This window comes from Flavobacterium sufflavum (assembly GCF_004016525.1).
Lineage (GTDB): Bacteria > Bacteroidota > Bacteroidia > Flavobacteriales > Flavobacteriaceae > Flavobacterium > Flavobacterium sufflavum.
Window position 1 is genome coordinate 115,808 of sequence record NZ_SACJ01000002.1, and the last position, 26,588, is coordinate 142,395.

The 26,588-nt window shown below is 35.4% G+C and carries 23 protein-coding genes and 2 tRNA genes; 20 read left to right on the forward strand and 5 right to left on the reverse strand.

The genetic code is table 11. The features are described from left to right. The first annotated feature begins 8 nt into the window (after positions 1-8). From EOD40_RS03445 to EOD40_RS03455, 3 genes are all read left to right on the forward strand, one after another. Entirely contained in the window at positions 9-2,009 is a 2,001-nt protein-coding gene (locus tag EOD40_RS03445) for a fumarate reductase/succinate dehydrogenase flavoprotein subunit (protein ID WP_128193513.1), read from the forward strand. Between the two features lie 51 nt (positions 2,010-2,060). Beyond that, positions 2,061-2,807: a succinate dehydrogenase/fumarate reductase iron-sulfur subunit gene (locus EOD40_RS03450; RefSeq protein WP_128193514.1), complete on the forward strand. Its 747-nt coding sequence runs from the start codon at positions 2,061-2,063 to the stop codon at positions 2,805-2,807. A 117-nt stretch (positions 2,808-2,924) separates the two neighbouring features. Beyond that, positions 2,925-3,689 (forward strand): amidohydrolase, encoded by a 765-nt coding sequence (locus EOD40_RS03455; protein WP_128193515.1) that lies wholly within the window; start codon positions 2,925-2,927, stop codon positions 3,687-3,689. On the opposite strand, the gene EOD40_RS03460 is transcribed toward EOD40_RS03455, so the two are convergent. Further along, the gene (locus EOD40_RS03460) at positions 3,686-5,347 is read right to left on the reverse strand and encodes an Ig-like domain-containing protein (RefSeq protein ID WP_128193516.1); all 1,662 of its coding nucleotides are present in this window, start codon (positions 5,345-5,347) and stop codon (positions 3,686-3,688) included. The two genes, EOD40_RS03455 and EOD40_RS03460, sit on opposite strands and share 4 nt — an antisense overlap. Positions 5,348-5,492: 145 nt before the next feature. On the opposite strand from EOD40_RS03460, the gene mce reads away from it, so the two are divergent. From mce to EOD40_RS03475, 3 genes are all read left to right on the forward strand, one after another. Then, on the forward strand, positions 5,493-5,891 hold the full coding sequence (gene mce / locus EOD40_RS03465) for a methylmalonyl-CoA epimerase (RefSeq protein WP_128193517.1): 399 nt from the start codon (positions 5,493-5,495) through the stop codon (positions 5,889-5,891). A gap of 140 nt (positions 5,892-6,031) precedes the next feature. Continuing rightward, positions 6,032-6,105, forward strand: a tRNA-Ile gene (locus tag EOD40_RS03470). 166 nt (positions 6,106-6,271) lie between these two features. Further along, positions 6,272-6,490, forward strand: coding sequence for a hypothetical protein (locus tag EOD40_RS03475; RefSeq protein ID WP_128193518.1), 219 nt, complete (start codon positions 6,272-6,274; stop codon positions 6,488-6,490). Between the two features lie 28 nt (positions 6,491-6,518). Here EOD40_RS03475 and EOD40_RS03480 read toward each other — a convergent pair whose 3' ends face one another. Then, positions 6,519-7,109 carry a riboflavin synthase gene (locus tag EOD40_RS03480; RefSeq protein WP_128193519.1) on the reverse strand — a complete coding sequence of 197 codons (591 nt, stop codon included), beginning with the start codon at positions 7,107-7,109 and terminating at the stop codon, positions 6,519-6,521. 56 nt (positions 7,110-7,165) lie between these two features. Here EOD40_RS03480 and pdxA point away from each other — a divergent pair, with 56 nt between their 5' ends. The 6 genes from pdxA to accC all read left to right on the forward strand — a co-directional run bounded on the left by pdxA (position 7,166) and on the right by accC (position 12,196). Continuing rightward, positions 7,166-8,209 (forward strand): 4-hydroxythreonine-4-phosphate dehydrogenase PdxA, encoded by a 1,044-nt coding sequence (gene pdxA / locus EOD40_RS03485; RefSeq protein WP_128193520.1) that lies wholly within the window; start codon positions 7,166-7,168, stop codon positions 8,207-8,209. A gap of 90 nt (positions 8,210-8,299) precedes the next feature. Then, positions 8,300-8,842 carry a YceD family protein gene (locus tag EOD40_RS03490; RefSeq protein ID WP_128193521.1) on the forward strand — a complete coding sequence of 181 codons (543 nt, stop codon included), beginning with the start codon at positions 8,300-8,302 and terminating at the stop codon, positions 8,840-8,842. 9 nt (positions 8,843-8,851) lie between these two features. Next, positions 8,852-9,049: a 50S ribosomal protein L32 gene (gene rpmF / locus EOD40_RS03495; RefSeq protein WP_035659528.1), complete on the forward strand. Its 198-nt coding sequence runs from the start codon at positions 8,852-8,854 to the stop codon at positions 9,047-9,049. Between the two features lie 174 nt (positions 9,050-9,223). Further along, entirely contained in the window at positions 9,224-10,222 is a 999-nt protein-coding gene (locus EOD40_RS03500) for a beta-ketoacyl-ACP synthase III (RefSeq protein WP_128193522.1), read from the forward strand. Between the two features lie 24 nt (positions 10,223-10,246). Continuing rightward, positions 10,247-10,729 carry an acetyl-CoA carboxylase biotin carboxyl carrier protein gene (gene accB, locus EOD40_RS03505; protein WP_128193523.1) on the forward strand — a complete coding sequence of 161 codons (483 nt, stop codon included), beginning with the start codon at positions 10,247-10,249 and terminating at the stop codon, positions 10,727-10,729. Positions 10,730-10,849: 120 nt separating this feature from the next. Beyond that, positions 10,850-12,196, forward strand: coding sequence for an acetyl-CoA carboxylase biotin carboxylase subunit (accC, locus tag EOD40_RS03510; RefSeq protein WP_128193524.1), 1,347 nt, complete (start codon positions 10,850-10,852; stop codon positions 12,194-12,196). A 64-nt stretch (positions 12,197-12,260) separates the two neighbouring features. On the opposite strand, the gene EOD40_RS03515 is transcribed toward accC, so the two are convergent. Then, the gene (locus EOD40_RS03515) at positions 12,261-14,114 is read right to left on the reverse strand and encodes a S9 family peptidase (protein ID WP_231129574.1); all 1,854 of its coding nucleotides are present in this window, start codon (positions 14,112-14,114) and stop codon (positions 12,261-12,263) included. A gap of 231 nt (positions 14,115-14,345) precedes the next feature. Between EOD40_RS03515 and mtgA the strand changes: the two genes are divergently transcribed. The 5 genes from mtgA to EOD40_RS03540 all read left to right on the forward strand — a co-directional run bounded on the left by mtgA (position 14,346) and on the right by EOD40_RS03540 (position 23,802). After that, positions 14,346-15,089, forward strand: a complete 744-nt coding sequence (mtgA, locus tag EOD40_RS03520) for a monofunctional biosynthetic peptidoglycan transglycosylase (protein WP_128193526.1) — start codon at positions 14,346-14,348, stop codon at positions 15,087-15,089. Continuing rightward, complete coding sequence (locus tag EOD40_RS03525; RefSeq protein WP_128193527.1) at positions 15,090-16,043, forward strand: lipid A deacylase LpxR family protein; 954 nt, start codon at positions 15,090-15,092, stop codon at positions 16,041-16,043. Between the two features lie 15 nt (positions 16,044-16,058). Continuing rightward, positions 16,059-17,123 carry a formylglycine-generating enzyme family protein gene (locus tag EOD40_RS03530; protein ID WP_128193528.1) on the forward strand — a complete coding sequence of 355 codons (1,065 nt, stop codon included), beginning with the start codon at positions 16,059-16,061 and terminating at the stop codon, positions 17,121-17,123. Between the two features lie 79 nt (positions 17,124-17,202). Then, entirely contained in the window at positions 17,203-21,207 is a 4,005-nt protein-coding gene (locus EOD40_RS03535) for a hybrid sensor histidine kinase/response regulator transcription factor (RefSeq protein WP_128193529.1), read from the forward strand. A 108-nt stretch (positions 21,208-21,315) separates the two neighbouring features. Then, positions 21,316-23,802 carry a glycoside hydrolase family 31 protein gene (locus EOD40_RS03540; protein ID WP_128193530.1) on the forward strand — a complete coding sequence of 829 codons (2,487 nt, stop codon included), beginning with the start codon at positions 21,316-21,318 and terminating at the stop codon, positions 23,800-23,802. 73 nt (positions 23,803-23,875) lie between these two features. Here the strand turns inward: EOD40_RS03540 and EOD40_RS03545 are convergent. Further along, a tRNA-Ala gene (locus tag EOD40_RS03545) sits at positions 23,876-23,949 on the reverse strand. Positions 23,950-24,050: 101 nt separating this feature from the next. Between EOD40_RS03545 and EOD40_RS03550 the strand changes: the two genes are divergently transcribed. From EOD40_RS03550 to EOD40_RS03560, 3 genes are all read left to right on the forward strand, one after another. Then, positions 24,051-24,818 (forward strand): enoyl-CoA hydratase/isomerase family protein, encoded by a 768-nt coding sequence (locus EOD40_RS03550; RefSeq protein ID WP_128193531.1) that lies wholly within the window; start codon positions 24,051-24,053, stop codon positions 24,816-24,818. 169 nt (positions 24,819-24,987) lie between these two features. Then, complete coding sequence (locus EOD40_RS03555; protein ID WP_071184587.1) at positions 24,988-25,440, forward strand: 6-pyruvoyl trahydropterin synthase family protein; 453 nt, start codon at positions 24,988-24,990, stop codon at positions 25,438-25,440. A 49-nt stretch (positions 25,441-25,489) separates the two neighbouring features. Next, positions 25,490-26,233, forward strand: coding sequence for a UDP-2,3-diacylglucosamine diphosphatase (locus tag EOD40_RS03560; protein WP_128193532.1), 744 nt, complete (start codon positions 25,490-25,492; stop codon positions 26,231-26,233). On the opposite strand, the gene EOD40_RS03565 is transcribed toward EOD40_RS03560, so the two are convergent. Then, positions 26,230-26,586, reverse strand: coding sequence for a hypothetical protein (locus EOD40_RS03565; protein WP_128193533.1), 357 nt, complete (start codon positions 26,584-26,586; stop codon positions 26,230-26,232). The genes EOD40_RS03560 and EOD40_RS03565 overlap by 4 nt on opposite strands. Positions 26,587-26,588 lie beyond the last annotated feature (2 nt).

The following is a 26,588-nucleotide window of genomic DNA, read 5'->3' on the forward strand; positions in this document are numbered from 1 at the left end:
CAATTATAATGGCATTAGATTCAAAAATTCCAAATGGTCCAATTGCGGACAAATGGACAAATTATAAAGATCATATTAATTTAGTAAACCCTGCTAACAAACGTAATTTAGATATTATCGTTGTTGGAACAGGATTAGCTGGAGGTTCTGCAGCTGCTACTTTAGCAGAATTAGGATATAACGTAAAAGCATTTTGTTTTCAGGATTCACCTCGTCGTGCGCACTCTATTGCAGCACAAGGGGGAATCAATGCGGCAAAAAATTATAAAGGAGACGGTGACTCAGTACACAGATTGTTTTATGACACTGTAAAAGGAGGAGATTACCGTGCCCGTGAGGCAAACGTTTATCGTTTGGCTGAAGTTTCTGCTAATATTATTGACCAATGTGTGGCTCAAGGGGTGCCATTGGCTCGTGAATATGGTGGATTATTGGACAACCGTTCATTTGGAGGAACTTTGGTTTCTCGTACATTTTACGCACAAGGTCAAACAGGACAACAATTATTGCTAGGAGCTTATTCTGCAATGAACCGTCAAATTGGTCGTGGAAAAATCAAAATGTACAACCGTCACGAAATGCTTGAATTAGTAATTATTGATGGTAAAGCAAGAGGAATTATTGCTCGTAACTTAATCACCGGAGAAATCGAAAGACATTCAGCTCACGCTGTAGTTATTGGTTCTGGAGGTTACGGAAACGTTTTTTTCTTATCAACTAATGCAATGGGTTCTAATGCTACTGCTGCCTGGAAAATCCACAAAAAAGGAGCTTTCTTCGCAAACCCTTGTTATACTCAAATTCACCCAACTTGTATTCCGGTTTCAGGAGATCATCAGTCTAAATTGACTTTGATGTCAGAATCGTTACGTAATGACGGACGTATCTGGGTTCCTGCAAAATTAGAAGATGCTCAAGCTATTCGTGAAGGAAAGAAAAAAGCAACTGATTTAGCTGAAGCTGATAGAGATTATTTCTTAGAAAGAAGATACCCTGCTTTTGGTAATTTGGTACCTCGTGACGTAGCTTCTCGTGCTGCTAAAGAAAGATGTGATGCTGGTTTTGGTGTTAACAAAACAGGAGAAGCGGTTTATTTAGACTTTGCTGCTGCTATTCAACGTTATGGTACTGAAGCTGCTTATGTAAAAGGTTTAGATGCTAATGACAAAGCTTTGGTAACTAAATTAGGTACTGATATTGTAAAAAGTAAATACGGGAACTTGTTCCAAATGTATTATAAAATTGTAGACGAGGATCCGTATACAACTCCAATGATGATTTACCCTGCGGTTCACTATACAATGGGAGGAACTTGGGTTGATTATAACTTGATGACTACAATTCCTGGTTGTTTCTCTATCGGAGAATCTAACTTCTCTGACCACGGAGCTAACCGTTTAGGGGCTTCTGCTTTGATGCAAGGTTTGGCTGACGGATATTTCGTATTGCCTTATACAATTGGAGATTATTTAGCTCCGGATATCAAAATGGGACCTATTTCTACAGACAGACCTGAGTTTGAGGAAGCTGAGAAATCAGTAAAAGAATTGATTGCTAACTTTGTCAATAATAAAGGAACGCATTCAGTTGACTATTTCCACAAAAAATTAGGTAAAATTATGTGGGATAAAGTAGGTATGGCTCGTAACGAAAAAGGATTAAATGAAGCTATTGTTGAAATCGCTGCTTTACGTGAAGAGTTTTATAAAGATGTAAGAGTACCTGGAACTGATAAAGGATTCAACCAAGAATTAGAAAAAGCAATTCGTGTTGCCGATTTCTTAGAATTAGGAGAATTGTTTGCTAAGGATGCTTTACACCGTAACGAATCTTGTGGAGGTCACTTCCGTGAGGAATATCAAACAGAAGAAGGAGAAGCACTTCGTGATGATGATAACTTTGCTTATGTTGCTGCTTGGGAATACAAAGGAAAACCAAGTGATGCAGTATTACACAAAGAACCATTGAATTACGAAAACATAAAACTAGTTCAAAGAAGTTATAAATAGTATTCTGAGAAAGTCTTGATACTTATTCATAATGCTTAATACCTTATAAAAATGAAACTTACATTAAAAATATGGCGTCAAAAAAACGCCCAAGATAAAGGAGCGATGGTCGATTATAAAATCGACGGAATTGAACCTGATATGTCATTCCTTGAAATGCTTGACGTATTCAACGAACAACAAATCAATGCTGGTGAAGAGCCAGTAGCTTTTGATCACGATTGTCGCGAAGGAATTTGCGGAATGTGTTCTTTATTCATCAATGGAGAAGCTCACGGACCAGACAGAGGAGTTACAACTTGTCAATTGCACATGCGTATGTTTAAAGATGGTGATACTATCACTATTGAGCCATTCCGTGCAGCTGCTTTCCCAGTAGTTAAAGATTTAGTTGTTGACAGAAGTTCTTTTGACAGAATCCAACACGCAGGAGGATTTATCTCGGTAAATACTTCAGGAAACACTATCGATGCAAATACAATTCCAGTAAATAAAAAAGATGCTGATGCTGCTTTTGATGCTGCCACTTGTATTGGATGTGGAGCTTGTGTAGCTACTTGTAAAAACTCATCGGCTATGTTATTCGTTGCTGCTAAAGTTTCTCAGTTTGCTCTATTGCCACAAGGTCAGGTAGAAGCGGTTGATCGTGTATTGAACATGGTAAGCCAAATGGATGACGAAGGTTTTGGTAACTGTACTAACACAGGAGCTTGTGAAGTTGAATGTCCAAAAGGAATTTCTCTTGAAAACATTGCTCGTATGAACAGAGAGTACATGTCAGCAAGTATCAAAGGATAATATTTTCCAAATATATTGCAGAAGCGCATTCATTGATTTGAATGCGCTTTTTTGTTGGGACAAACTTTGCGAATCTCTGTGTTAACTTTGTGTATCTTTGTGAAATAACTTTTTTTTATGAAAATAGCCTTAATACAGTCAGATTTAGTTTGGGAAAATTCTAAAGCTAACCGAGATTCTTTCGAAGAAAAAATTAATGGAATCAATGAGTCTATTGATTTGGTTGTTCTTCCTGAAATGTTTTCTACAGGCTTTACAATGAATCCTAGCCCTGTTGCTGAAACAATGCAAGGCGAAACTGTGTTATGGATGCAGTCTTTGGCGAAAGCCAAAAAAACGGCTATAACAGGAAGTTTGGTTATTGAAGAATCAGGTAATTTTTATAACAGAATGTTGTTTGCGTTTCCTTCGGGAGAAATTCAGTTTTACGATAAAAAGCATTTATTTACATTGGCAGGGGAAGACAAAGTGTATACGGCAGGAAATCAAAAATTAATTGTGGATTATCTGGGCTGGAAAATTTGTCCAATGGTGTGTTATGATTTACGCTTTCCGGTATTTTCCAGAAATGTAGAAAATTACGATTTACTGCTGTATGTGGCGAGTTGGCCGGAAAAAAGAATAAATGCCTGGGATGCGCTTCTTAAAGCCCGTGCCATAGAAAATATGAGTTATACTATTGGTGTCAATAGAATTGGAGTTGACGCTAATGGACATAATTATCCAGGACATTCTCAGCTACTGGATTGTCTGGGGGATTATTTGGCTGCTCCAACAGAATCAGAAAATGTTTTTCTGGTTGAATTAGATAAACAAAAAATGATTGCAGCCAGACAGAAGTTGGGTTTTCTGAATGATCGGGATTCGTTTAAATTACTTTAATTATTTTTCTTCTTTTTGTTTTTATCATCTTTTTTAGGAGGAGGCGTATAAGGAATACTTAAATCGAAAGTTTGTTCTACGTCCCAGTTGGTTCTCACATCAATTTCTCCTGATAAATAAACTACTTCTTCGGCATATTTTTTCTGTAAATAATTTCCGGGATCGTATTGGTTATTTTTGTTAGTGTCATAGATGGCACGAAGTGAAAATTGAGCGGGATCTAAAAGATTAAAATCTATTGTACTGGTTTCTTTTTCTATGTATTGGCTAGCGACAGTTTCTCCGGTTGATTTTAGCAATTCGACAATGATAGGATATGATTTTACATTCTCTAATTTCACTTTCAAATTCCCATAATCTTCCAGTTCTTTGGTGCTAATTTGGTAGTTTAAAGTGTCATTTGTCTGTTCGTAAAAATCAGTCAAAGCGCCAGGCAGCAAGGTGAAACTGTATTTTTTTGCAGGCTCTTTTTTGAAATCCAAATATAATTTTTGGTTGAATTCATCATAGCTTTTGGTGAATTTTATGGCAGTCGAATCTCCGTCTATTAATTTGATTTTTGTTTCGTCAAATTTAACTAGAGGTCTTGAAGATTCTAATGCAAAGCGATCTTTAAAGCTGGCCGGATTTATTGAGCTGATAGTTAAACTGTCCTTTTTTTGGTTTTTGGTTTTAAGCGTGAAAGTTTTTTCAAATTTATCATGAGTTATCGCTATTTTTAAAGAATCGGTTTTTAGGGGTTTGAACCAAATTTGGAGCGAATCTTTTTTAGGAAGCTTGGTGACTATACTGCTCAGTATTTCGTTGTTGTTTTTTAAGGTGATTTTAGGTCTTGAATTTGTTTCGGTTAAATCTCCTTCGTAACCCATAAATAGTTTGTTCGCTGACTCTTGAGTTGGCTTGAATGCCTTAAAAGCGCTTGTTTCTTTGAAAAGTTCTATTTCGTATAAGGTGTCGTTCGGGATGCTGATAAAATCTTTTATGAATCCTATTTTTTCAGTTTTAGGGTCGAATTTATTGTTTTTGTTAAGATCTTTTAAAGCAACTAAAAAATATTTTCCTGCTTTTAAATTCTCTAAACGAAACGTTTTCAGACTGTCTAAAGTGTTTGTGATGTATCTTGGACTTTCTTTGTAAATAACGGAGTCATTAAAAGTGTCATTCACTTCATAAAGCATTACAGATATAAAGGATTCTGCTTCCTTTTCGTAAGCGTATTTTACTTTTCCACCAAGGGCTAAAGAGTCGATATAACTGCCTGTGGAAAAAACATATTTAAATTGGTTCAAAGGGTTTCCTTCGTTATTGTCGGTTATGCTTTGTCCAAAATTAAAACTATAGGTTGTGTTGGGTTTAAGAGTGTCTTTTATTTTTATGGTAATATATTTGCTGGCAGTCGTGGGGATAATTAGAGGTTCGTATTTCATAGGAGGCGAAATCACTAATTGTTTACTTAAGGTTTTAAGAATTACAATTTCGTCAAACTCTAATTTAATTTGTTTTTCTTTAAAATTGCTGCTGAAATTTTCAGGGAAACTCATTTTTAGACTAGGGGCGATAGTATCCTTTAGTCCGCCGGTGATACTGCCTCTTTTGGCACAGCTTACCATGATTATTATTAGTAGTATAGAAATGTATTTTAATTTGTCTTTCAACATACAATTTAGAATTTAGAAGTACAAAATAACGATTATAATTACTGGAATTAAAACTTTTTATAGAATTATTAAGGGAGTGAAGTAGTAGAATAATTATCTTTAGAAATAGTTTTGTGCTTTATTGTGTTTAAAATTCAGAAATTGGATGAAAAAGATTGATCACATAGGAATTGCGGTAAAGGATATTGTAGCATCGAATGCTTTGTTCGAAAAATTGTTAGGTGTTTCTAATTATAAAACGGAAGAAGTAGAAAGTGAAGGTGTTTTGACTTCTTTTTTCAAAAGTGAGACCAGTAAAATTGAACTTTTAGCAGCAACTAATTCTGATAGTCCAATTGCTAAATTTTTAGAAAAAAAAGGAGAAGGAATTCATCATATTGCGTTTGAGGTTGAAAATATTCAGGAAGAGGTCCAAAGATTAAAAGAAGAAGGTTTTTTAGTTTTGAATGAAATTCCAAAAAAAGGAGCCGATAATAAGTTAGTGGTTTTTTTGCATCCTAAAAGTACTAATGGCGTTTTGATTGAATTGTGTCAAAGTATTTAGCTTATTTTGTTGGAGTTTTATTGTGTTAGTAATCAGTAGTTTTCTGTCAGGAAATTTTTAATATGAATGATGGCTTAAAAACTAAGTAAAAAATATTTGGAACAACCAAAAAATAGTGGTAATATTGCAGCCTCTTAACTGGTCCTATAGCTCAGCTGGTTAGAGCACCTGACTCATAATCAGGTGGTCCCTGGTTCGAGCCCAGGTGGGACCACAATCGATGAAAACCCTTTAAAATTAACGTTTTAAAGGGTTTTGCTTTTGTGTTAAATTCATTTAAATGCTATATCTTTGTTTTTTTATGACTAATGGTTTTGGAAAATGGAGATTTAAAATTGATTGTTAGTTATACAGGTTTTAAAAAAATGGATTTTACTTTTATGAGAAAAATATTAAATAATATTTATTGTATTTTTTTCTTCTTTTTTTGGGGGGCTGTTGTTTTTGCTGGTCCTGTGGTGCCTGTTCCAGCTAGTCCTGTTCCTCCTCCTCCAGGTTTGCCTATAGGCGATGGCTTTTTGGTGTTGTTTGTTGTAGGTTTGTCATTTGGGTTTTATAAAATTTATATTTCTATGAAAAAAAAGAAACGCTCGATATAATCGAGCGTTTCTTTTGGTGTTTGTTTCTTTAAATTTTGTTGGCGTATAATCGTGATATGTATTTGCCGATAACATCAAATTCCAGATTGATTTTTGAACCCACTTTGAAATTTTTAAAATTAGTGTGTTCGAGTGTGTAAGGGATTATGGCTACGCTAAATTGGTTTTTTTGAGAGTTTACAACGGTTAGACTTACTCCGTTAACAGTTATGGAGCCTTTTTCGATGGTCAGGTTGTTGAGTTTGTCATCGTATTCAAAGGTGTAAATCCAGCTTCCGTTGGCTTCTGAGATTGCAATACAGATTCCGGTTTGGTCTATGTGTCCTTGAACAATATGGCCGTCTAAGCGATCTCCTAATTTCATGGCTCTTTCCAGATTGACTAAGTCTCCTTCTTGCCATTCTCCTAAATTGGTTTTTTTTATGGTTTCGTCAATTGCGGTTACGGTGTAGTTGTTGTCTTTTGTAGCTACTACAGTCAGGCAAATTCCATTATGTGCTACACTTTGGTCTATTTTGAGTTCGTTTGTAATTGAAGAGTTAATCGTTATATGGATATTGTCCTTGTCTTTTTTTATTTCTTGGATGGTTCCAAGGGTTTCTATTATTCCTGTAAACATTCTTGTTTTATTTTACTAAATTTGCACTTCAAAATTAGCAATAAAAACTTGTGGATATGATTAAAAAAGCAGAAAATATTATCGTAGGAATTTCAATTGGAGATTTGAATGGTATTGGAAGCGAGGTTGTTTTAAAGACATTTGAAGATTCTCGAATGTTAGAGTTGTGTACGCCTGTTGTTTTTGCTAATGTGAAGATTTTGTCTTTTATAAAAAGAAATTTAGAGTCTGCTGTTGTTTTACATGGGATTGATAAGTTGGATCAGCTGGTTCATGGAAAGATCAATGTGCTGAATGTTTGGAAAGAAGGGGTTGATTTGAATTTAGGTGTAAATGATGATAAAGTAGGGGAGTATGCTATTAAATCTTTTGTTGCTGCTACCAAAGCTTTGAAAGAAGGATTGGTGGATGTTTTGGTGACTGCTCCAATAAATAAATACAATATACAATCGGAGGATTTTAAATTTCCGGGGCATACAGATTATTTGGATCAGGAATTAGAAGGGGATGCTTTGATGTTTATGGTGCAGGATAATTTGAGGGTAGGTTTGTTGACAGATCATGTGCCTATTAATGAGGTGGCTTCCCGCTTGACTGAAGATTTGATTGTTAAAAAGATAGAGACGGTAAGGCGGTCTTTGATTCGTGATTTTAGTATAGGTAATCCAAAGATTGCTGTTTTAGGATTGAATCCTCACTGTGGTGACGGAGGGGTTATTGGGAAAGAAGATGAGGAATTGATAAAGCCGGTTTTGAAAAAAATATTTGATAAAGGAACAATGGTTTTTGGTCCTTTTGCAGCGGATGGTTTTTTTGGAAGTGGTCATTATGAAAAGTTTGATGCTGTTATTGCGACTTATCATGATCAGGGATTGGTACCGTTTAAGACTTTGTCTTTTGGAAAAGGAGTGAATTTTACGGCAGGATTGAGTAAGGTTAGGACTTCGCCGGATCACGGTACGGCTTATGATATCGCGGGTAAAGGAATTGCAGATTTTAATTCGTTTAAAGAAGCTGTATATTTGGCTGTAGATGTCTATCGTTCAAGGATTCAATATGAAGAAATGACCGAAAAGCCATTAAAAGTTAGGGAAAAATAAATGTAGATAAAAAAAGATTAATAACGTTATTGGATTTATAATAATTTTATATCTTTGCACTCCCGAAGTTACGGGCAAAATTTTGTTGAAATGAATAGGACAAAAGAATTTTTAATTCCTTTCGTAGGCTTAAAGCTAGGGAAACATCATTTTGAGTATCAAATAAGTAATGCGTTCTTTGAGAACTTTGAATATGACGAATTTCAAAATTCGGATATCAAAGTGACTGTAGTTTTAGATAAGAAAAGCAATATGCTTGAGTTAGAGTTTAAGCACAAAGGGACAGTTAATGTTCCTTGCGACTTGACGGGAGAAGATTTTGATTTGCCGATTAAAGGTAAAATGAAATTGATAGTTCGTTTTGGTGAAGTGTTTAATAATGATAATGAAGAGTTGTTGATTTTGCCTTTTGGTGAATTTGAAATAGATATAGCGCAGTATATCTATGAAATGATTGCGCTTTCGGTGCCTTTAAAACGAGTTCATCCAGGGGTTAAGGACGGAAGTTTAAAGACGGAAGTTTTGGATAAACTGAATGAATTGCAGGTAAAAGAAGTAGATGAAGAAGAGAATAAAGAAGAGAATATAGACCCGCGTTGGGACAAATTAAAGCAACTATTAACGGATAAATAATATAGTAAAATGGCACATCCTAAAAGAAAAACCTCGAAAACAAGAAGAGACAAGAGAAGAACACATTATAAAGCTACAGTAGCACAAATCGCTACTTGTCCTATTACAGGAGAGGCGCATTTGTACCACAGAGCTTACTGGCATGAAGGGAAAATGTACTATAGAGGACAAGTGGTTATTGATAAGTCAGAAGCTACTTTTGCATAATATGTTTTTATAGATAATACGAGAACTCTCACATTGTGAGAGTTTTTTGTTGTTTGTAATTTTAGTTAAATAAGAAGTTTTTAAAGATAAAGGGTTTAGATTTTTTTTGTATTTTTAACCCCTTTTTAAACGTTTCCTTTTGTGTAGTTACAGGAGGGAAAATATCCGAATAAAATGAATAAAATTACGGCCGCAATTACTGCAGTTGGAGCTTATGTTCCAGATTTTGTGCTTTCAAACCAGGTTCTTGAAACAATGGTGGACACAAACGACGAATGGATTACTTCGCGTACAGGAATAAAAGAAAGAAGGATTTTAAAAGATGCTGATAAAGGAACCTCTTATTTAGCAATAAAAGCAGCTGAAGATTTAATTGCTAAGGCAAAAATAGATCCTTTGGAAATTGATTTGGTTTTGATGGCAACAGCAACTCCGGATATGCAAGTTTCAGCAACAGGAGCTTATGTTGCGACCCAAATAGGTGCTGTAAATGCTTTTGCTTATGATTTGCAAGCAGCCTGTTCCAGCTTTTTATACGGAATGTCTACAGCGGCAGCTTACATACAATCAGGAAGATACAAAAAAGTATTATTAATTGGAGCCGATAAAATGTCTTCTATTGTTGATTATACTGATAGAACAACATGTATTATTTTTGGTGATGGTGCAGGAGCAGTATTATTCGAACCAAATTATGAAGGTTTAGGATTGCAGGATGAATATTTAAGAAGTGATGGTGTAGGTCGTGATTTCTTGAAAATTGACGCAGGTGGATCTCTTCATCCAACAACGATTCAAACCGTTGAAGAAAAAAGACACAGCATAAGACAAGACGGTAAAACAGTATTTAAATATGCTGTAACCAATATGGCTGATGCAAGTGAACAAATTTTAAAAAGAAACAATCTTACTAATGAAGATGTTAACTTTTTAGTGCCACATCAGGCAAATAAACGTATCATTGATGCTACTGCGCATAGAATGAATCTGGAGGATTCTAAGGTCTTAATGAATATCGAAAGATATGGAAATACTACATCGGCGACCTTACCTCTAGTCTTAAATGATTTCGAACATTTGTTTAAAAAAGGAGATACCATTATTTTTGCTGCATTTGGAGGAGGATTCACTTGGGGTTCTATTTATCTGAAATGGGCATATAACAAACAATAAATTTAAACTAAAATCACAAATATTATGGATTTAAAAGAAATTCAGAACCTAATCAAATTTGTATCTAATTCTGGTGTTGCCGAGGTAAAGTTAGAAATGGATGATGTTAAAATTACCATTAGAACTACATTGGAAACCAGTGCTCCAGAGCCTACTTATGTGCAACAATTGCCAGCTCAGGCACCAGTGCAACAGATTATAGCAGCACCTGCGGCTCCAGCAGCGGCAGCACCAGTTGCAGCAGCACCTGCAGCTGATGATGCAAAATATATCACTATCAAATCGCCTATGATTGGTACTTTCTACAGAAAACCTTCTCCAGACAAACCAATGTTTGTAGAAGTTGGAAGTTCTATTGCTAAAGGTGATGTGCTTTGTGTTGTTGAAGCAATGAAATTATTTAACGAAATCGAATCTGAGGTTTCTGGAAAAATCGTTAAAATTTTAGTTGACGATATGTCACCAGTTGAATTTGATCAACCATTATTCTTAGTAGATCCATCATAAATTTAAGATTTTAGATTGCAGATTTTAGATTGCAGATTTGAACCTTAATTAACATTCAGATTCAAATGAATTGCATTCTTGACTTCTAACTTCTAACTTCTAACTTCTAACTTTTAAAAGATGTTTAAAAAAATATTAATTGCAAATAGAGGAGAAATTGCACTTCGTGTAATTAGAACATGCAAAGAAATGGGAATTAAAACAGTTGCTGTTTACTCTACTGCCGATGCAGAAAGTTTGCATGTAAAGTTTGCTGACGAAGCGGTTTGTATCGGACCAGCACCAAGCAACTTGTCCTATTTGAAAATGTCAAATATTATTGCTGCAGCCGAAATCACAAATGCTGACGCAATTCATCCGGGATACGGATTCCTTTCTGAAAATTCTAAATTTTCAAAAATTTGTCAAGAACACGGTATTAAGTTCATTGGAGCTGCACCTGAAATGATTGACAGAATGGGAGATAAAGCTTCTGCAAAATCAACTATGATTGAAGCTGGTGTTCCTTGTGTTCCAGGTTCTGAAGGAATTTTAGAATCTTTTGAGCAAGCACAAATAGTAGCTAAAGAAATAGGATATCCTGTTATGATGAAAGCTACTGCCGGTGGTGGTGGAAAAGGAATGCGTGCCATCTGGAAAGAAGAAGATCTTCATAAAGCTTGGGAAAGTGCACGTCAGGAAGCAGCTGCTGCTTTTGGAAATGACGGAATGTACATGGAGAAATTAATTGAAGAACCACGTCATATCGAAATCCAGGTTGTTGGTGATGCTTACGGTAAAGCTTGTCATCTTTCTGAAAGAGATTGTTCAGTACAAAGACGTCATCAAAAATTAACCGAAGAAACTCCTTCTCCATTCATGACTGACGAATTGCGTCAGAAAATGGGAGAAGCAGCAGTAAAAGCAGCCGAATATATTAAATATGAAGGTGCTGGAACAGTTGAGTTTTTAGTGGATAAACACCGTAATTTCTATTTTATGGAAATGAATACGCGTATCCAGGTTGAACATCCTATTACAGAACAAGTAATTGATTACGATTTGATTCGTGAGCAAATTATGGTAGCAGCTGGAATTCCAATTTCAGGTAAAAACTATTTACCACAATTACACGCTATCGAATGTCGTATCAACGCCGAAGATCCATACAATGATTTTAGACCTTCGCCAGGAAAAATTACTACATTACACATGCCGGGTGGTCACGGTGTACGTTTAGATACTCACGTATATTCGGGTTATACTATTCCACCAAATTACGATTCGATGATTGCTAAATTGATTACTACTGCTCAATCTCGTGAAGAAGCAATTAGTAAAATGAGAAGAGCATTAGACGAATTTGTTATTGAAGGTATCAAAACTACAATTCCTTTCCATAGACAATTGATGGATGATCCTCGTTATATAGCGGGTGATTATACCACTGCTTTTATGGATACTTTCAAAATGAACGAACCAGAATAAAAGTTTATATTTAATTCAAACCTCACTGAAAAGTGAGGTTTTTTTGTTTCTATTTAGTACGGAATTATAAAGTTTCTTTCAACCATTTAAAGAATTCTCTTTGCCATACTTGTGCATTTTGTGGATTGAGAACCCAGTGGTTTTCTTCTGGGAAATACAGAAAACGACTTTTAATTCTGCGTAATTGCGCTGCCTGAAAAGCTTCCTGAGCCTGACCTATAGGCACACGAAAATCTTTCCCTCCCTGGATAATTAAAATTGGTGTATTCCACTTTTCTACAAAATTCATCGGGTTGAATTCGTTGTATGCTTTTTGAGCAACGGCATTGTCCTTTTCCCAATATGCACCACCAAAATCCCAGTTGTTGAAGAATATTTCTTCGGTAGTTCCAAACATACTTTTAGTGTTGAAAACGCCATCATGAGCAATAAATGTTTTGAAACGATTACGGTGAATTCCAGCTAAATAAAATACCGAATAACCGCCGTAGCTCGCACCAATACATCCCAGACGATTGGTGTCTACATAAGGTTCATGGGATATATCATCAATAGCCGAAAGATAATCGTCCATTACTTGTCCACCCCAATCCTTGCTGATTTGTTCGTTCCACTCTACTCCATGTCCTGGCATCCCACGACGGTTAGGTGCTACAATAATGTAATCGTTGGCAGCCATTAATTGAAAATTCCATCGGTAAGAATAAAACTGTGTCAAGGCACTTTGTGGCCCACCTTGACAATACAATAAGGTGGGATATTTTTTTGAAGCATCAAAATTAGGCGGAAAAATAACCCAAACCAGCATTTTTTTGCCGTCGGTAGTGGTTACATATCTTTTTTCGGCGTTGCTTAAAGCTAATGATTGATAGGTTTCGGTATTGATATTGGTTAATTGTTGCCAATTTTTTTCAACCAAATCATAAGAGAAAATTTCAGCAGCATAATTAGTATCTTCTCTGGCAACTATGATTTTGTTGTCATTAAAACCAATGAGTTTAACAATGTCAAAGTAGCCATCGGTAATTTGTTGTACTTGAGGTTGTGTCTTTGTAAGTTCAGGAAAATGAACTTCAAATAATTGTTTGGTACCATCAATTGGAGCAATAAAATAAATTTTTTGGCTGTCTTCACTCCAAAGAAAACTATCGACAGTTCCATCCCAATGAGCAGTCAGGTTTATTTTTATTCCTTGGGAACTAACAATGATGTCATTTTTGTCGGCTTCATAACCATCACGTTGCATCTGTAACCAGGCAAGAATTCCCGAAGCAGAAAATTGTGGTGCAACATCATAACCTAAATTATCTTCAGTAAGATTAATAGTTTTTGCAGTTTCTAAGTCATACTGAAAAATATTGCTATTGGTAGAAATGGCATATTCAGTGCCAAATTTTTTCTTGGATACGTAAAGAATGCTCTTGCCATCCGGTGACCAAATGTAATCTTCATCACCGCCAAACGGTTTCTGCGGACAGTCAAAAAGTTCGTTTTCCATAATGTCCGTTTGCGGAGCATCATCTTTATTCTCTTTATAAAAAACATGGTTGAATTTGCCTTCATTCCAAGTATCCCAGTGGCGGTAATTTAAGGAATCATAGATTTGTACTTCGGCTTTTTCTAATTCAGGATAAAAATCTTTACCTAAAACATTCTGTAATTTTACTTCTTGATGGGAAAGCAGGTATTTGCCATCGGGTGATAGATTTTTATTGGTTAAAATAGTATTTGGGTCTTCAATTTCGCTTGGTTTTCCACCGTCTATTGGAATAAAGTAATGTTTAGTGTTTTGTTTGTTCTCTTCAATCGAAGGTGTATTTACTTTGTAAACAATATTTTTTTTGTCTTTGGATATTCCCAGTGCTGTTATTCGTCCTAATTGCCATAGCAAGTCGGCTGTCATTTTATTTTGAGTCATTGTCATTATTTAAGGAGTATAAAAATAGTTAATTTAAAATTGCTTATTTCTCTTCTCTCTTAAGTCAGTAGCTGATTTTTCAGTTTAATTTTAAACAGCTTAGAAATAAGAATAAAATTATTGGATGATTAGCTAAAAAAAGTAATTTTACTTCGTGTAAAATTCTAACAGATTTTAAGAGTTAGAGTTTTTAAAACGTTTAAGGAAAAGTATTAAGAGCATATACAATAAATGGCAACAAAAATTACTTCAAATTCAGCAAGCAAAAGACCCGCAAAAAAACAATCTCATGGTTTTATGGCTCAATTGAGGATAATTCTGTTTAAAATGATTTTATGGTTTATTGGTATTTCTTTGTTTTTAGTGGTCTTTTTTAAATTTGTTCCCGTACCAGTTACCCCTTTGATGGTTATTCGTGCTATCGAAAATAAGATGGCAGGTAAGCCAGTTTATTTTAGTCATGATTGGGAGCCTTTAGATAATATTTCGGTTAATTTACAAAAAGCAGTTATTGCGAGTGAAGATGGTTTGTTTTTAACGCATAATGGTTTTGATTTTAGGGCTATGCAAAAAGCCTATAAAAACAATGAAAGAGGCCGCAAAATAAAAGGCGGAAGTACCATTTCACAGCAAACAGCAAAAAATGTTTTTCTGTGGCAGGGACGAAGTTATATCAGGAAAGCTTTAGAAGCTTATTTTACGGTTTTGATTGAACTGATTTGGGGGAAAGAACGCATTATGGAAGTTTATCTCAATAGTATCGAAATGGGTGATGGAGTCTATGGAGCGCAGGCCGCAGCTGAACATTGGTACCGAAAAGATGCTGCCAATTTAACTAAAAAACAAGCGGCCGGAATTGCCGCTATTTTGCCTAATCCCCGAAAATATACCGCTACCAGTTCGTCTTCTTATATCAATCGAAGAAAAGATAAAATTATGCGTGTCATGCGTACAATAGGGAAAATTGAGTATTAGATGCAATCAAAAACAGTACTTTTTATCAATTTGTTGTTGCTGTTTTCTGTTGCTGTTTCGGGTCAGAATTCCAGTGTTGAAATAGGTATTGTTACTGATAATGATTTGTACACTTCTTCTAAAAACGATCAGTATTATACCAACGGTTTAGAAGTTTTTTACCGCTATTTGTCTAAAAAGAATAAACCACAGCTTCTGAAAAAAATCAATGAAATAAGAGCTGGACAATATATGTACAGTCCCAGATTTATTTATAAGAATAGTAAAGAAGAAATGTTCGACAGACCATTTGCGGGCTATCTTTTTGGCGAATTCGGGAATACTAATTTTTATACAAATCAGGCTGTTTTCAAAAAGTATATTCAGCTAGGTTATGTTGGTCCAAATTCTTTTGCAGCCGAAGTACAATCGGGGACACACCGTTTGTTTCATTATACGGCTTTTGAAGAATGGGATTACCAAATTAAAAATACTCTGGGAGTACAAATTTATGCCCTATTTGCTAAACCTCTTTTTAGCGGAATAAAGAGTCGAAGAATCGATTTTCAATGGCAATCGGAAGCTAAACTAGGAACAATATTTACTTCTTTGTCAACTGGTTTTGTTAGCAGAATTGGGATAAAAAAATTAGTCTCTCTTTCAGATTCCAATTTTTATGGTGCTTCATTAAAAGCAGATGCAAGTCCATTGGAGAGTGAGTTTTACTTTTATATGGCACCTTCTTTTAATTATCAAATTTATGATGCGACTATACAGGGAAGTCTTTTTAATGATAATAGCCCTGTGACTTTTGATATAAGACCATTTCGATTTAATGGAGAAGCAGGTTTGAGATATCGAAAAAACAATCTGAATCTTTCTTATGCATTTGTTTACCGGGGAAAAGAATTAAACTACTATAGAAATATCGGTTATTTTTATGGTTCTATAGCGATTTCATATATTTTTAAATAATTGAAATATTAAATAATGAAAAAATATAAAATGCTTTTCGGTTTGATTATAGTCTTGTTTTGTGCTTGCAATAACAAAGAGCAAATTATCAAAGAACAACCGAAAAATGTTGTTACTCCTCCCAATATGGTTTGGGTGCCGGGAAATACCTTTACACAAGGAGCAAAAACAAACGATAAATTAGCACTCGAACATGAGAAACCGGCACACAGTGTTGCTGTTGATGGTTTCTTTATGGATATCTCCGAAGTTACGAATGCCAGTTTTAAAAAATTTGTAGATGAAACCCATTATGTAACCACTGCCGAAAGACCAATTATTTGGGAAGAATTCAAAAAAACTTTACCCGAAGGAACGCCTAAACCAGCCGATTCTTTATTGCAACCAGGTTCGTTGGTTTTTAATGATAAAGTGAAAAATGTTACCGATTATACCGATTTTAGACAATGGTGGAAATGGGTTATGGGAGCCAATTGGCGCCATCCCGAAGGGAAAAATTCCAATATAATAGGAAAAGACAATTATCCGGTGGTGCATATTTCGTATGAAGATGCTCAGGCTTATTGCAAATGGGCGAAGCGTAGATTGCCCACGGAAGCCGAATGGGAATTGGCAGCTATGGGAAATTTGAAAAACAGCATTTATACCTGGGGAGATGATAAGTCAAAAATAGCTAAAGAAGCCAATACCTGGCAGGGCAATTTCCCTAATTATAATAGTAATCAGGACGGTTATGCTTTTTTGGCTGCTGTAAAATCATTTGCTCCAAATTCTTTAGGAATTTATGATTTATCTGGAAATGTTTGGGAATATACTCAGGATTGGTACAATGTGAATTATTATCAGGAGTTGTTTTCGAAAGGAGAAACAGCTATTAATCCGCAAGGAGCTGTCGAAGCCTATAATCCGAATAATCTGTGTGAAAAGGAAAGAGTCATAAAAGGAGGTTCTTTTTTATGTAATGAATCCTATTGTTCCAGTTTCAGGATTTCAGCCCGAATGGGAATGGCTGAAGGTTCGAGTTCCAATCATGTGGGTTTTAGAACGGTTGTTGATTTGAGAATGCTTCAAGGAAAATAATCGAAATTGTAATACGGTTTTTTTGTAGTTTCGTTATTGACTATTTCCGTTTTGGATTTTGTACACATTAATAGCAATTATGAATAGCAATTTTTGTCGATATATTTTACTTGGATTGTTTTTGTGTTTTTGTGTATCTCTAAATGCGCAGCAGTCTTTCGTATTTACATCTATCGATTCTAAAAATGGACTTTCAGAAAACAGGGTTCGTACCATTTTGCAACTTCAGGATGGTCGAATGGTAATCACTACCGAAGGTGTAACCAATATTTATGATGGAACATCCTTTAAATATTTACATCTAAAAGGCAATAACATTTCCCGATTAACCGGCTATTCAGGATTTCACCACGGCTATGTGGATAAAGAATATGTCTGGATAAAAGACAAAGGAAAGTTGATGGGTATTGATATAAAACAAGAGCGTTTTGTGTCGAAACCGGATAGCATTTTATTTAAAATGGGAATTCGGGAATCCATTGCCGACTTTTTTGTTGATGTATATCAGAATTATTGGGTGCTTACGTCTTCAGATAAGCTATTATTTCGAAATGCCAAAAATAGAAAGACTGCTGTTTTTCTTAAAAATGTTTCGACTCCCAATGGAATAAAAGACCAACTTTATGATATAGCTGTTATTAAGCAACAACTTTTTCTGTTCTATAGACATGGATTGATAGTTTGTTATGATTTGAAGACGGCCAAAGAGTTGTATAAAACCAATTCTTTGTCTGATCAAAATCCAACTCAATATGGCAACACGCTGATGGTGGTTCAGTCGGAGAATTCATTGTATCAGATACGAAATGGAGGAGGCGGTATTATGTTAGCTTATGATATTAAAAAGCGAACACATACAAAAATACTTCAAACTGACTATTGGCTCAATACGATTTCTGTTGACAGTAAAGGCAATTTATGGGTGAGTTGTGCCATCGGATTGTGGTTTATTGATAAAAACCTAAAAGAAAAACAATTGATTCCATCATTCAAATTGGTTGATGGGACCGCAGTAAATACCGAAGCGAGTACACTTTATAACGATTCGCAGGGCGGACTATGGATTGGCACATTCAATCATGGATTGTTGTATTACCATCCCGACCGATTCAAATTTAAGAATGTTGGTAAAACGTTTTTTGGAACACAATTAAAAGATATTGATGTCACTTGTTTTGAGCAAACGACACAAAATACAATTTTGGTTGGAACCAAAAATGGACTGTACAGTTATTCGTCCGAAACTTCTAAACTTTCTACTTTTCCGGGATTTCCAAAGGATGTAGATTGTCTTTCGATGACAAAAGATTCCCAAAATCGGATTTGGATATGCACACGAAATAAAGGAGTCTATTGTTTGCAAAACAATCAGCTTAAACATATTGATCATCTCGGCGGAAATTGTCGTTACATTGCGGAAAAACCGGATGGACAATTTTTAATTGCAACATCCGATGGATTGGCTGTTTTTAGTCCTGTGAGTGGAAATTTTAAGTCATTGCAATTGGCATTGAATGGCGAACAATTACGTTCCGTTTCTCAATTGATTGCTTTTGATACCCAATCTTTTTTGGGAAGAAGTAATGCTGGATTGTTTGCTTATAATTATAAAAAGAATAAAATCAGTCAGCCACTGAAAGAACTTTTGAAGAATGAAAATCAACAATATACAGCTGTTTTCAAGGACAGTCGTGGGATTGTATGGATTGGAACCCAAGATGGATTAAGTGTTTGGCAACCATTAAATGCAGAATTGCATACTCTTTTTACAGATGACGGATTGGTGAATAACAGCATTAAAGGAATTGTAGAAGACAGGCAAGGACTAATTTGGGTTACCACCGCGGGAGGTGTTTCGCGAATTTCGGTTAATAATAAAGGAAAAAAACTTCGTTTTTCGATTGCTAATTTCAACCATTATGATGGAGTGATTGAGAATGAGTTTACAGCTTCCGCAATTTTTGCATCGAGTAATGGACAGCTGTTAATGGGCGGTGTTAACGGTTTTAATAGCATCGATTTGCAAAAACCTTGGTCATTCAAACAATTGCAAAAGCCATTGTTTACTGGTTTGATGCTTTTTGGAACTAAAGTTAAATCGGGAGAATCCTATGATGACAATATCATATTGAAAAATGCGATTGCTACAACTAAAAGTATTACTTTAAATTACAATCAGAACTTTATAACTATTGATTTTTCGGCATTGAATTATGTCAATCCTACGCAAACTTATTATCGTTATCGTTTGGAAGGTATTGATGATAATTGGCGTGAAATAGTGGCGCAAAATGGAACTGGGAGTGCTTCCTATACTAATTTGGCTCCAGGAACTTATGTGCTGAAAGTAAAAGCAGCCAGCAATAGCAGGGAATGGTCGAAGGACTATGCCGAAATCACTATTGTTGTTAATCCGCCTTTTTGGAAAACACTAATCGCTTATATTTTGTATTTGGCAATTGTCTTGTTGTTGCTTTATTTGTCGTTATCGTATTATAAAAAATGGACTAATCAGCAATTAATGCGTAAAAATGAAGAAAAGCTGAACCAAATGAAGTTTAATTTCTTTACTAATGTCAGCCATGAATTCCGTACTCCGCTTACGTTGATTATTACTCCGCTGGAATCCATCTTGAAGGAAATAAAAGAGAATGCTCTAGAATCAAGAATTAAATTAGTTCACCGTCATGCGTTAAACTTGCAGCATTTGGTAAATCAATTATTGGATTTTAGACGATTGGAAATCTCGGGCGAAAAACTCAATCTGACTTTTGGCGATTTGGTAGATTTTGTAAAGCAATTCGAAGATTTATTTGGTAAACTGGCTCAGGAAAAACAGATTGATTTATCGATACAATCCGAAAAGTCAGAGTTGTTCATGTATTTTGATAATGATAAATTATATAAGGTAATCAATAACCTGTTGTCGAATGCTTTCAAGTTTACTCCTCCAGGAGGAACAATTACAATGAGACTTTCCCAAGCAATAGAGAATCAAAATTTGGATTTTGTTAAGCTTGAAGTTATGGATTCGGGTTCGGGAATTTCAGAAAAGGATTTACCTAATGTATTCAACCGTTTTTATCAGGCTTCAACAACTCAGGGAGGAAGTGGTATTGGATTGCATTTGGTAAAAGAATATGTGGAATTGCATTCAGGAGATGTAACGGTGGAAAGTGAACCTAATGTAGAAACGATATTTTTGGTTACAATTCCAACAAATCTTGTTCCTCAAAAAACAGATTCAGAAACTTTTGTTGCTACTGATGAAGACACAATCGATAATCAAATTATTGCAACAACATCAAAAAAAGAGACCCTTTTAGTAGTGGAAGACAATGATGATTTAAGACGTTTTCTGGTAACCGAATTGTCTCATAAATACGAAGTTTTTGAAGCTGCTGATGGTGAAGAAGGAGAAGTTTTGGCTTTGTCAAAATCTCCCGATTTGATAATAAGTGATGTGATGATGCCAAAAGTCGACGGTTTTGAATTATGCAAACGCATAAAATCAAACGTACAAACTTCGCATATTCCGGTGATATTATTGACCGCTCGCACATCCGAAGAACTCAAAATGACAGGATATCAATCCGGAGCCGATGAATATTTGGCTAAGCCGTTTAATCTGGAAATATTGTTACTTCGAATAGAGAAATTGATTGCACAAAAAAATCAACGACAATCAGCATTTTCGAAAAAATTAGAGGTGAATCCAAAAGAGATTACCATTACTTCAATTGACGAACAATTAATCGAAAAAGCACTTGGCTACATGGAAAAAAACATGGATAATCCCGATTATTCCGTTCAGCAGTTTAGCCAGGATTTGGGAATGGATCGAACGGTTTTGTATAAAAAAATGCAATCCATAACCGGACTTGCTCCTTCGGAATTTATCCGTTCCATTCGATTGAAACGTGCTGCACAACTTTTAATACAGGGGCAATATCCCGTAGCCGAAGTTGCCGAAAAAGTGGGTTTTAATACGCAGAAATATTTCAGTAAATATTTTAAGGAAGCTTTTGGAGTGAGCCCCTCAAAGTATGCTCAAAATGAAAAAAATGCTGATAATGAGTCGTAGTAAAGGAATAAACAACGAAATGTACCAATGAAAACAACATATTGTACCCATTCCTTTAAGTGAATATAAATAGTTTTGGTTCTTATTGATTAACTTAAATTAAACCAAATGAAAAATGCATTTCTGAGTAGAAACTGCCAGTACATTCTGTTGCTTGCGCTGTTTTCTTTTTCGTCATTAGCAGCTCAAAATTATCAAAAAACGGCTTTAGGTGTAAAAAGCAAACTTCAGTCGATGGATGTTGAGGTCCAGTTTTACAGTCCAAGTATCGTTCGTATTTTAAAATCACCCGGAGGAGTTGCTTTCAAAAAAGAAAGTCTATCCGTTACCAAAAAACCACAGGTGACAAAATTTACAATCCAACAAAAAGGAGATGTTCTTTCGTTAAAAAGCGAAAAATTAAAAGTTGATGTTAATTTAAAATCGGGTAACATATCTTATTACACAGTTGCAGGAGCAGCACTTTTAAGTGAGGCAGCATCAGGATCAAAGTTTACTGATTTTGATGATGCAGGATCTAAAACCTATAGCATCAATCAATTGTTTACACTAGATAAAGACGAGGCTATTTATGGTCTGGGACAACAACAGCGAGGCAAATTATCGTTGCGTAACGCAAGAATAAATATGGTACAAGGCAACGTTGATGATTATGTTCCTTACCTTGTTTCTACAAAAGGCTACGGATTGTTCTGGGATAATTATTCGCCAACAGTTTTTGAAGATAAACCAGAAAGTGCTTCCTTCAAATCAGAGGTTGGTGATTGCATTGATTATTACTTTATGATTGGTGGAAATATTGACGGATCTATTGCCGGTATGCGTGAACTTACCGGACAAGCTCCAATGTTTCCATTATGGACATTTGGTTATTGGCAAAGTAAAGAACGCTATAAAAGCCAAAATGAACTGGTAGGCGTAGTGAGCAAATACCGTGAACTGGGTGTTCCACTCGATGGGATCATTCAGGATTGGCAATATTGGGGTAATAATTACCAATGGAATGCCATGGAATTTCTCAACCCAGAATTTCCTAACCCAAAGAAAATGGTGGATGATATTCACAACATGAATGCACACGTGATTATTTCTATTTGGAGTTCATTTGGACCAGAAACCAAACAATTCCGAGAAATGCAACCGAAAGGTATGCTTTTGAATTTTGGTACCTGGCCCCAATCTGGAGTGGAATCATGGCCGCCAAACCGTGACTATCCATCAGGCGTTCAACCTTATGATCCGTACAATCCTGAAGCTCGCGAGATTTATTGGAAGCATTTGGATAAAGGTCTTTTTTCTGTGGGAATAGATGGTTGGTGGATGGATTCATCAGAACCTGATCACATGGATTTCAAGCCTTCAGATTTTGATATTAAAACTTATTTAGGTTCATTTCGAAAAGTTCGTAATGCTTTTCCATTGATGACGGTAGGAGGCGTTTCAGAACACCAACGCGCGGCAAGTGCTGATAAGCGTGTATTTATACTTACCCGCTCGGCATTTGCCGGACAACAACGTTACGGAGCCAATACTTGGTCGGGCGATGTGAATTCATCTTGGCAATCGTTGCGTAATCAGATACCGGCTGGTCTAAACTTTTCTATGAGTGCCATTCCGTATTGGAATACGGATATTGGAGGTTTTTTTGCAGGTGCTTATAAAAGAGGATGGGGCGACGGAACTAAGAATCCATCCTTTCAGGAATTGTATGTTCGCTGGCTTCAGTTTGGCGCATTTACTCCTATGATGCGTTCACATGGTACAGATATTCCAAGAGAGATTTATAATTTTGGAAAAAAAGGCGAAACAATCTACGATGCGATAGCCAAAACAATTGATTTGCGTTATTCATTGTTGCCCTATATTTATTCTGCTTCTTGGGATATTACAAATAATCAATCCACTATGATGCGCGCTTTGGTGATGGATTTTAATGATAAGAAAGTTGTAGACATGAACAATGAGTATCTATTTGGTAAATCAATATTGGTGGCGCCAGTTGTCAATGCTCAATATACTCCTGAAACTATTGTAAAATCAAATGAAGAAACAGGTTGGAATAAAGATAATGATGCTAACGGAGCTAAAGCCCAAGCTGTTACTTTCACTCAAGCAAAATCAACAAAAGTGTATTTGCCGGAAGGAACTGCGTGGTATGATTTCTGGACAAATGAGAAAATTAATGGTGGTCAGGAAATTGAAAAAGCAACAACTATCGATGAAATTCCTTTGTACATTAAATCAGGAAGTATCATTCCTTTTGGTCCAAAAGTGCAATATGCTACAGAAAAAAAATGGGATAACTTAGAAATACGTGTTTATCCCGGAGCTAATGGCGAATTCACTTTATACGAAGATGAAAACGACAATTACAATTATGAAAAAGGAGCCTATTCTACAATAACTTTTAAATGGAATGAGCAAACCAAAACATTAACTGTTGGAAAAAGAAAAGGAAACTTCAACGGTATGATAAAAAACAGAACGTTTAATATTGTTCTTGTAGGTAAGCAAAAAGGAACTGGAATGACTAGCAGTACTAATTTTGATAAAATAATATCTTATGATGGAAAAGAAAAATCGGTGAAACTGTAAATAACTAAATATAGATTCCTGAATAGAAGTAAATAAAAAAGTCTTAAACAATTATTGTTTAAGACTTTTTTTGTGGAGAATACCGGATTCGAACCGGTCGCCTCTACGCTGCCAGCGTAGCGCTCTAGCCAAATGAGCTAATCCCCCATTGCAGGGGCAAATATAACATTTTATGGGATTCAAAAAACAACTTTTGAAAAAAGTATTGTTTCTGTCGAATATTTTTAACTTTACCTAAAAACTATTCAATGGATATGCAAAGTTCTAATGGCTCATTAATTACCACTATTGAAAATAATATTGCTACGGTTGAGTTTGGACATCCGGCAAGCAACTCTTTTCCGCGTTCATTACTGGATTTGTTGACTTTAGAAATTAATAATTTAAGTATTAATGATACTGTTAAAGTGATTATTTTAAAGAGTAAAGGAACGACTGCTTTTTGCGCCGGTGCTTCTTTTGATGAGCTTTTGGCTGTTTCAAATGAAGAAGAAGGATTGGAATTTTTTTCAGGTTTTGCTCATTTAATTAATGCTATGCGTCGCTGTCCTAAGCTAATTATTGGGCGTATTCACGGAAAAGCGGTTGGAGGAGGAGTAGGCATTGCAGCAGCTTGTGATTATGTTTTTGCAACGGCAAATGCCTCGATAAAATTATCCGAATTAGCTATAGGAATTGGTCCTTTTGTCATTGAACCTGCCGTGAGTAGAAAAATAGGGAAAACGGCTATGACCGAAATGACCTTGGCAGCTCACGAATGGAAATCGGCGGCTTGGGCACAACAAAAAGGATTGTATGTTGAGGTGCTGGAAACTCCAGAATTATTAGATGCTGCCATTGCTGATTTCAGCTCCAAATTAGCTTCCTATAATCCTGATGCTTTATTGGAAATGAAGAAAGTAATTTGGGAAGGAACTGAAAAATGGGAATCACTTTTGTTGGAAAGAGCAGCGATTTCAGGGCAATTGGTGTTGTCTGATTTCACTAAAAAAGCTTTAACCCAATTCAAAAAATAATTTTTTCAGGAGCTATTCCCGTCATCCGCTGTATCTTTTATCTCTTTTTGAGAAAGAGATAAAAGGATGCCGCTTCTACCGGGGCTAAAATCGACGAAATTTCAAACGAACAATTTTCAAGTCATTTCTCATATCAATTCATTAAATTTGCAGTCAAAATAAATCCACGATGAGTAATATCAGAATTACAAAACAATTTAGTTTCGAAACAGGTCATGCCTTATACGGCTACGACGGAAAATGTAAAAATGTACATGGTCATAGTTATAAATTGTCTGTAACGGTTATTGGTAAACCAATTACAAACCGTAATGATGTTAAATTCGGAATGGTAATCGATTTTTCGGATTTGAAAAAAATCGTCAAAGAAGAAATTGTAGATCAGTTTGATCATGCGACTGTTTTTAACGAAACCACTCCGCACGTTGAGTTGGCTCAAGAATTAAAAAATCGTGGACATCACGTAATTTTAGTGGATTATCAGCCTACCAGTGAAAATATGGTAGTTGATTTTGCTGAAAGAATAATCAGAAGATTACCTGAAAGAATCACGCTTTTCTCCTTAAAATTGCAGGAAACAGAATCTTCGTTTGCTGAATGGTTTGCAAGTGATAATCTGTAGAAATTCCAATTTTTAAATTCCAAATCCCAAGTTTTACAACTTTATCTAAATGAAAAAAGTATATTTTGCTTCCGATCAACATTTTGGAGCGCCAACAGCCGAATCGAGTTTTCCCAGAGAACAGAAATTCGTTGCCTGGCTTGACGAAGTGAAAAAAGATGCTGAAGCCATTTTTCTTTTAGGTGATTTATTCGATTTTTGGTTCGAATACAAAACTGTAGTTCCAAAGGGTTTTGTACGTGTTTTAGGAAAGTTGGCTGAAATTCGCGACAGCGGAATCCCGATTTATTTCTTCGTTGGAAATCACGATTTGTGGATGGATGATTATTTAGAAAAAGAATTGAATATTCCGGTCTATCACGATAATCAGGAATTTACTTTTAATGGAAAAACATTCCTTATAGGTCATGGAGACGGAAAAGGTCCTGGTGATTTAGGATACAAACGCATGAAAAAAGTGTTTACAAATCCGTTTTCTAAATGGCTTTTCAGATGGCTTCATCCAGATATTGGAGTACGTTTGGCTCAGTATCTTTCGGTAAAAAACAAGCTGATTTCAGGAGAATCGGATGTTAAATTCTTAGGAGAAGAGAACGAATGGCTGATTTTGTATGCCAAGCGAAAATTAGAAACTAAACATTATAATTATTTGGTTTTTGGTCACCGTCATTTACCTATGATTCATTCAGTTGGCGAAAACTCTGATTATGTCAATTTAGGCGATTGGATTTCGTATTTTACTTATGGTGTTTTTGATGGAGAAAAATTCGAAATTAAAACATTCGAAAATTAATTTTTCCCTTCTCCATTTAAGTAGCTTTCCATTTTTATTCTGAATAAAGTTCCGTTAACTAAATCTTTCAGGTACTTTAATTCGCTTGTAGAAACTGACAAGTCGAGTTGGTACAAAGGTGTTTTTAATAAAAATTTGCAGTTACTGTTTTTTAAGGTACAGTCTTCACAACAACTATTTTTGGCAATACTTTCGTCGATTAAATATTCAAATTCGTTTAGTTCAGAAACGGTAAAAAACAATCCAATTTCCTTAAAAATTAATTGAATCCTGTTTGGAATAATTCCTTCTTGCTTTTCCCAGTAAAAAGCGATGCCAAGACTGTTGATATAGATTTGTTGTATTTGTTCCATAA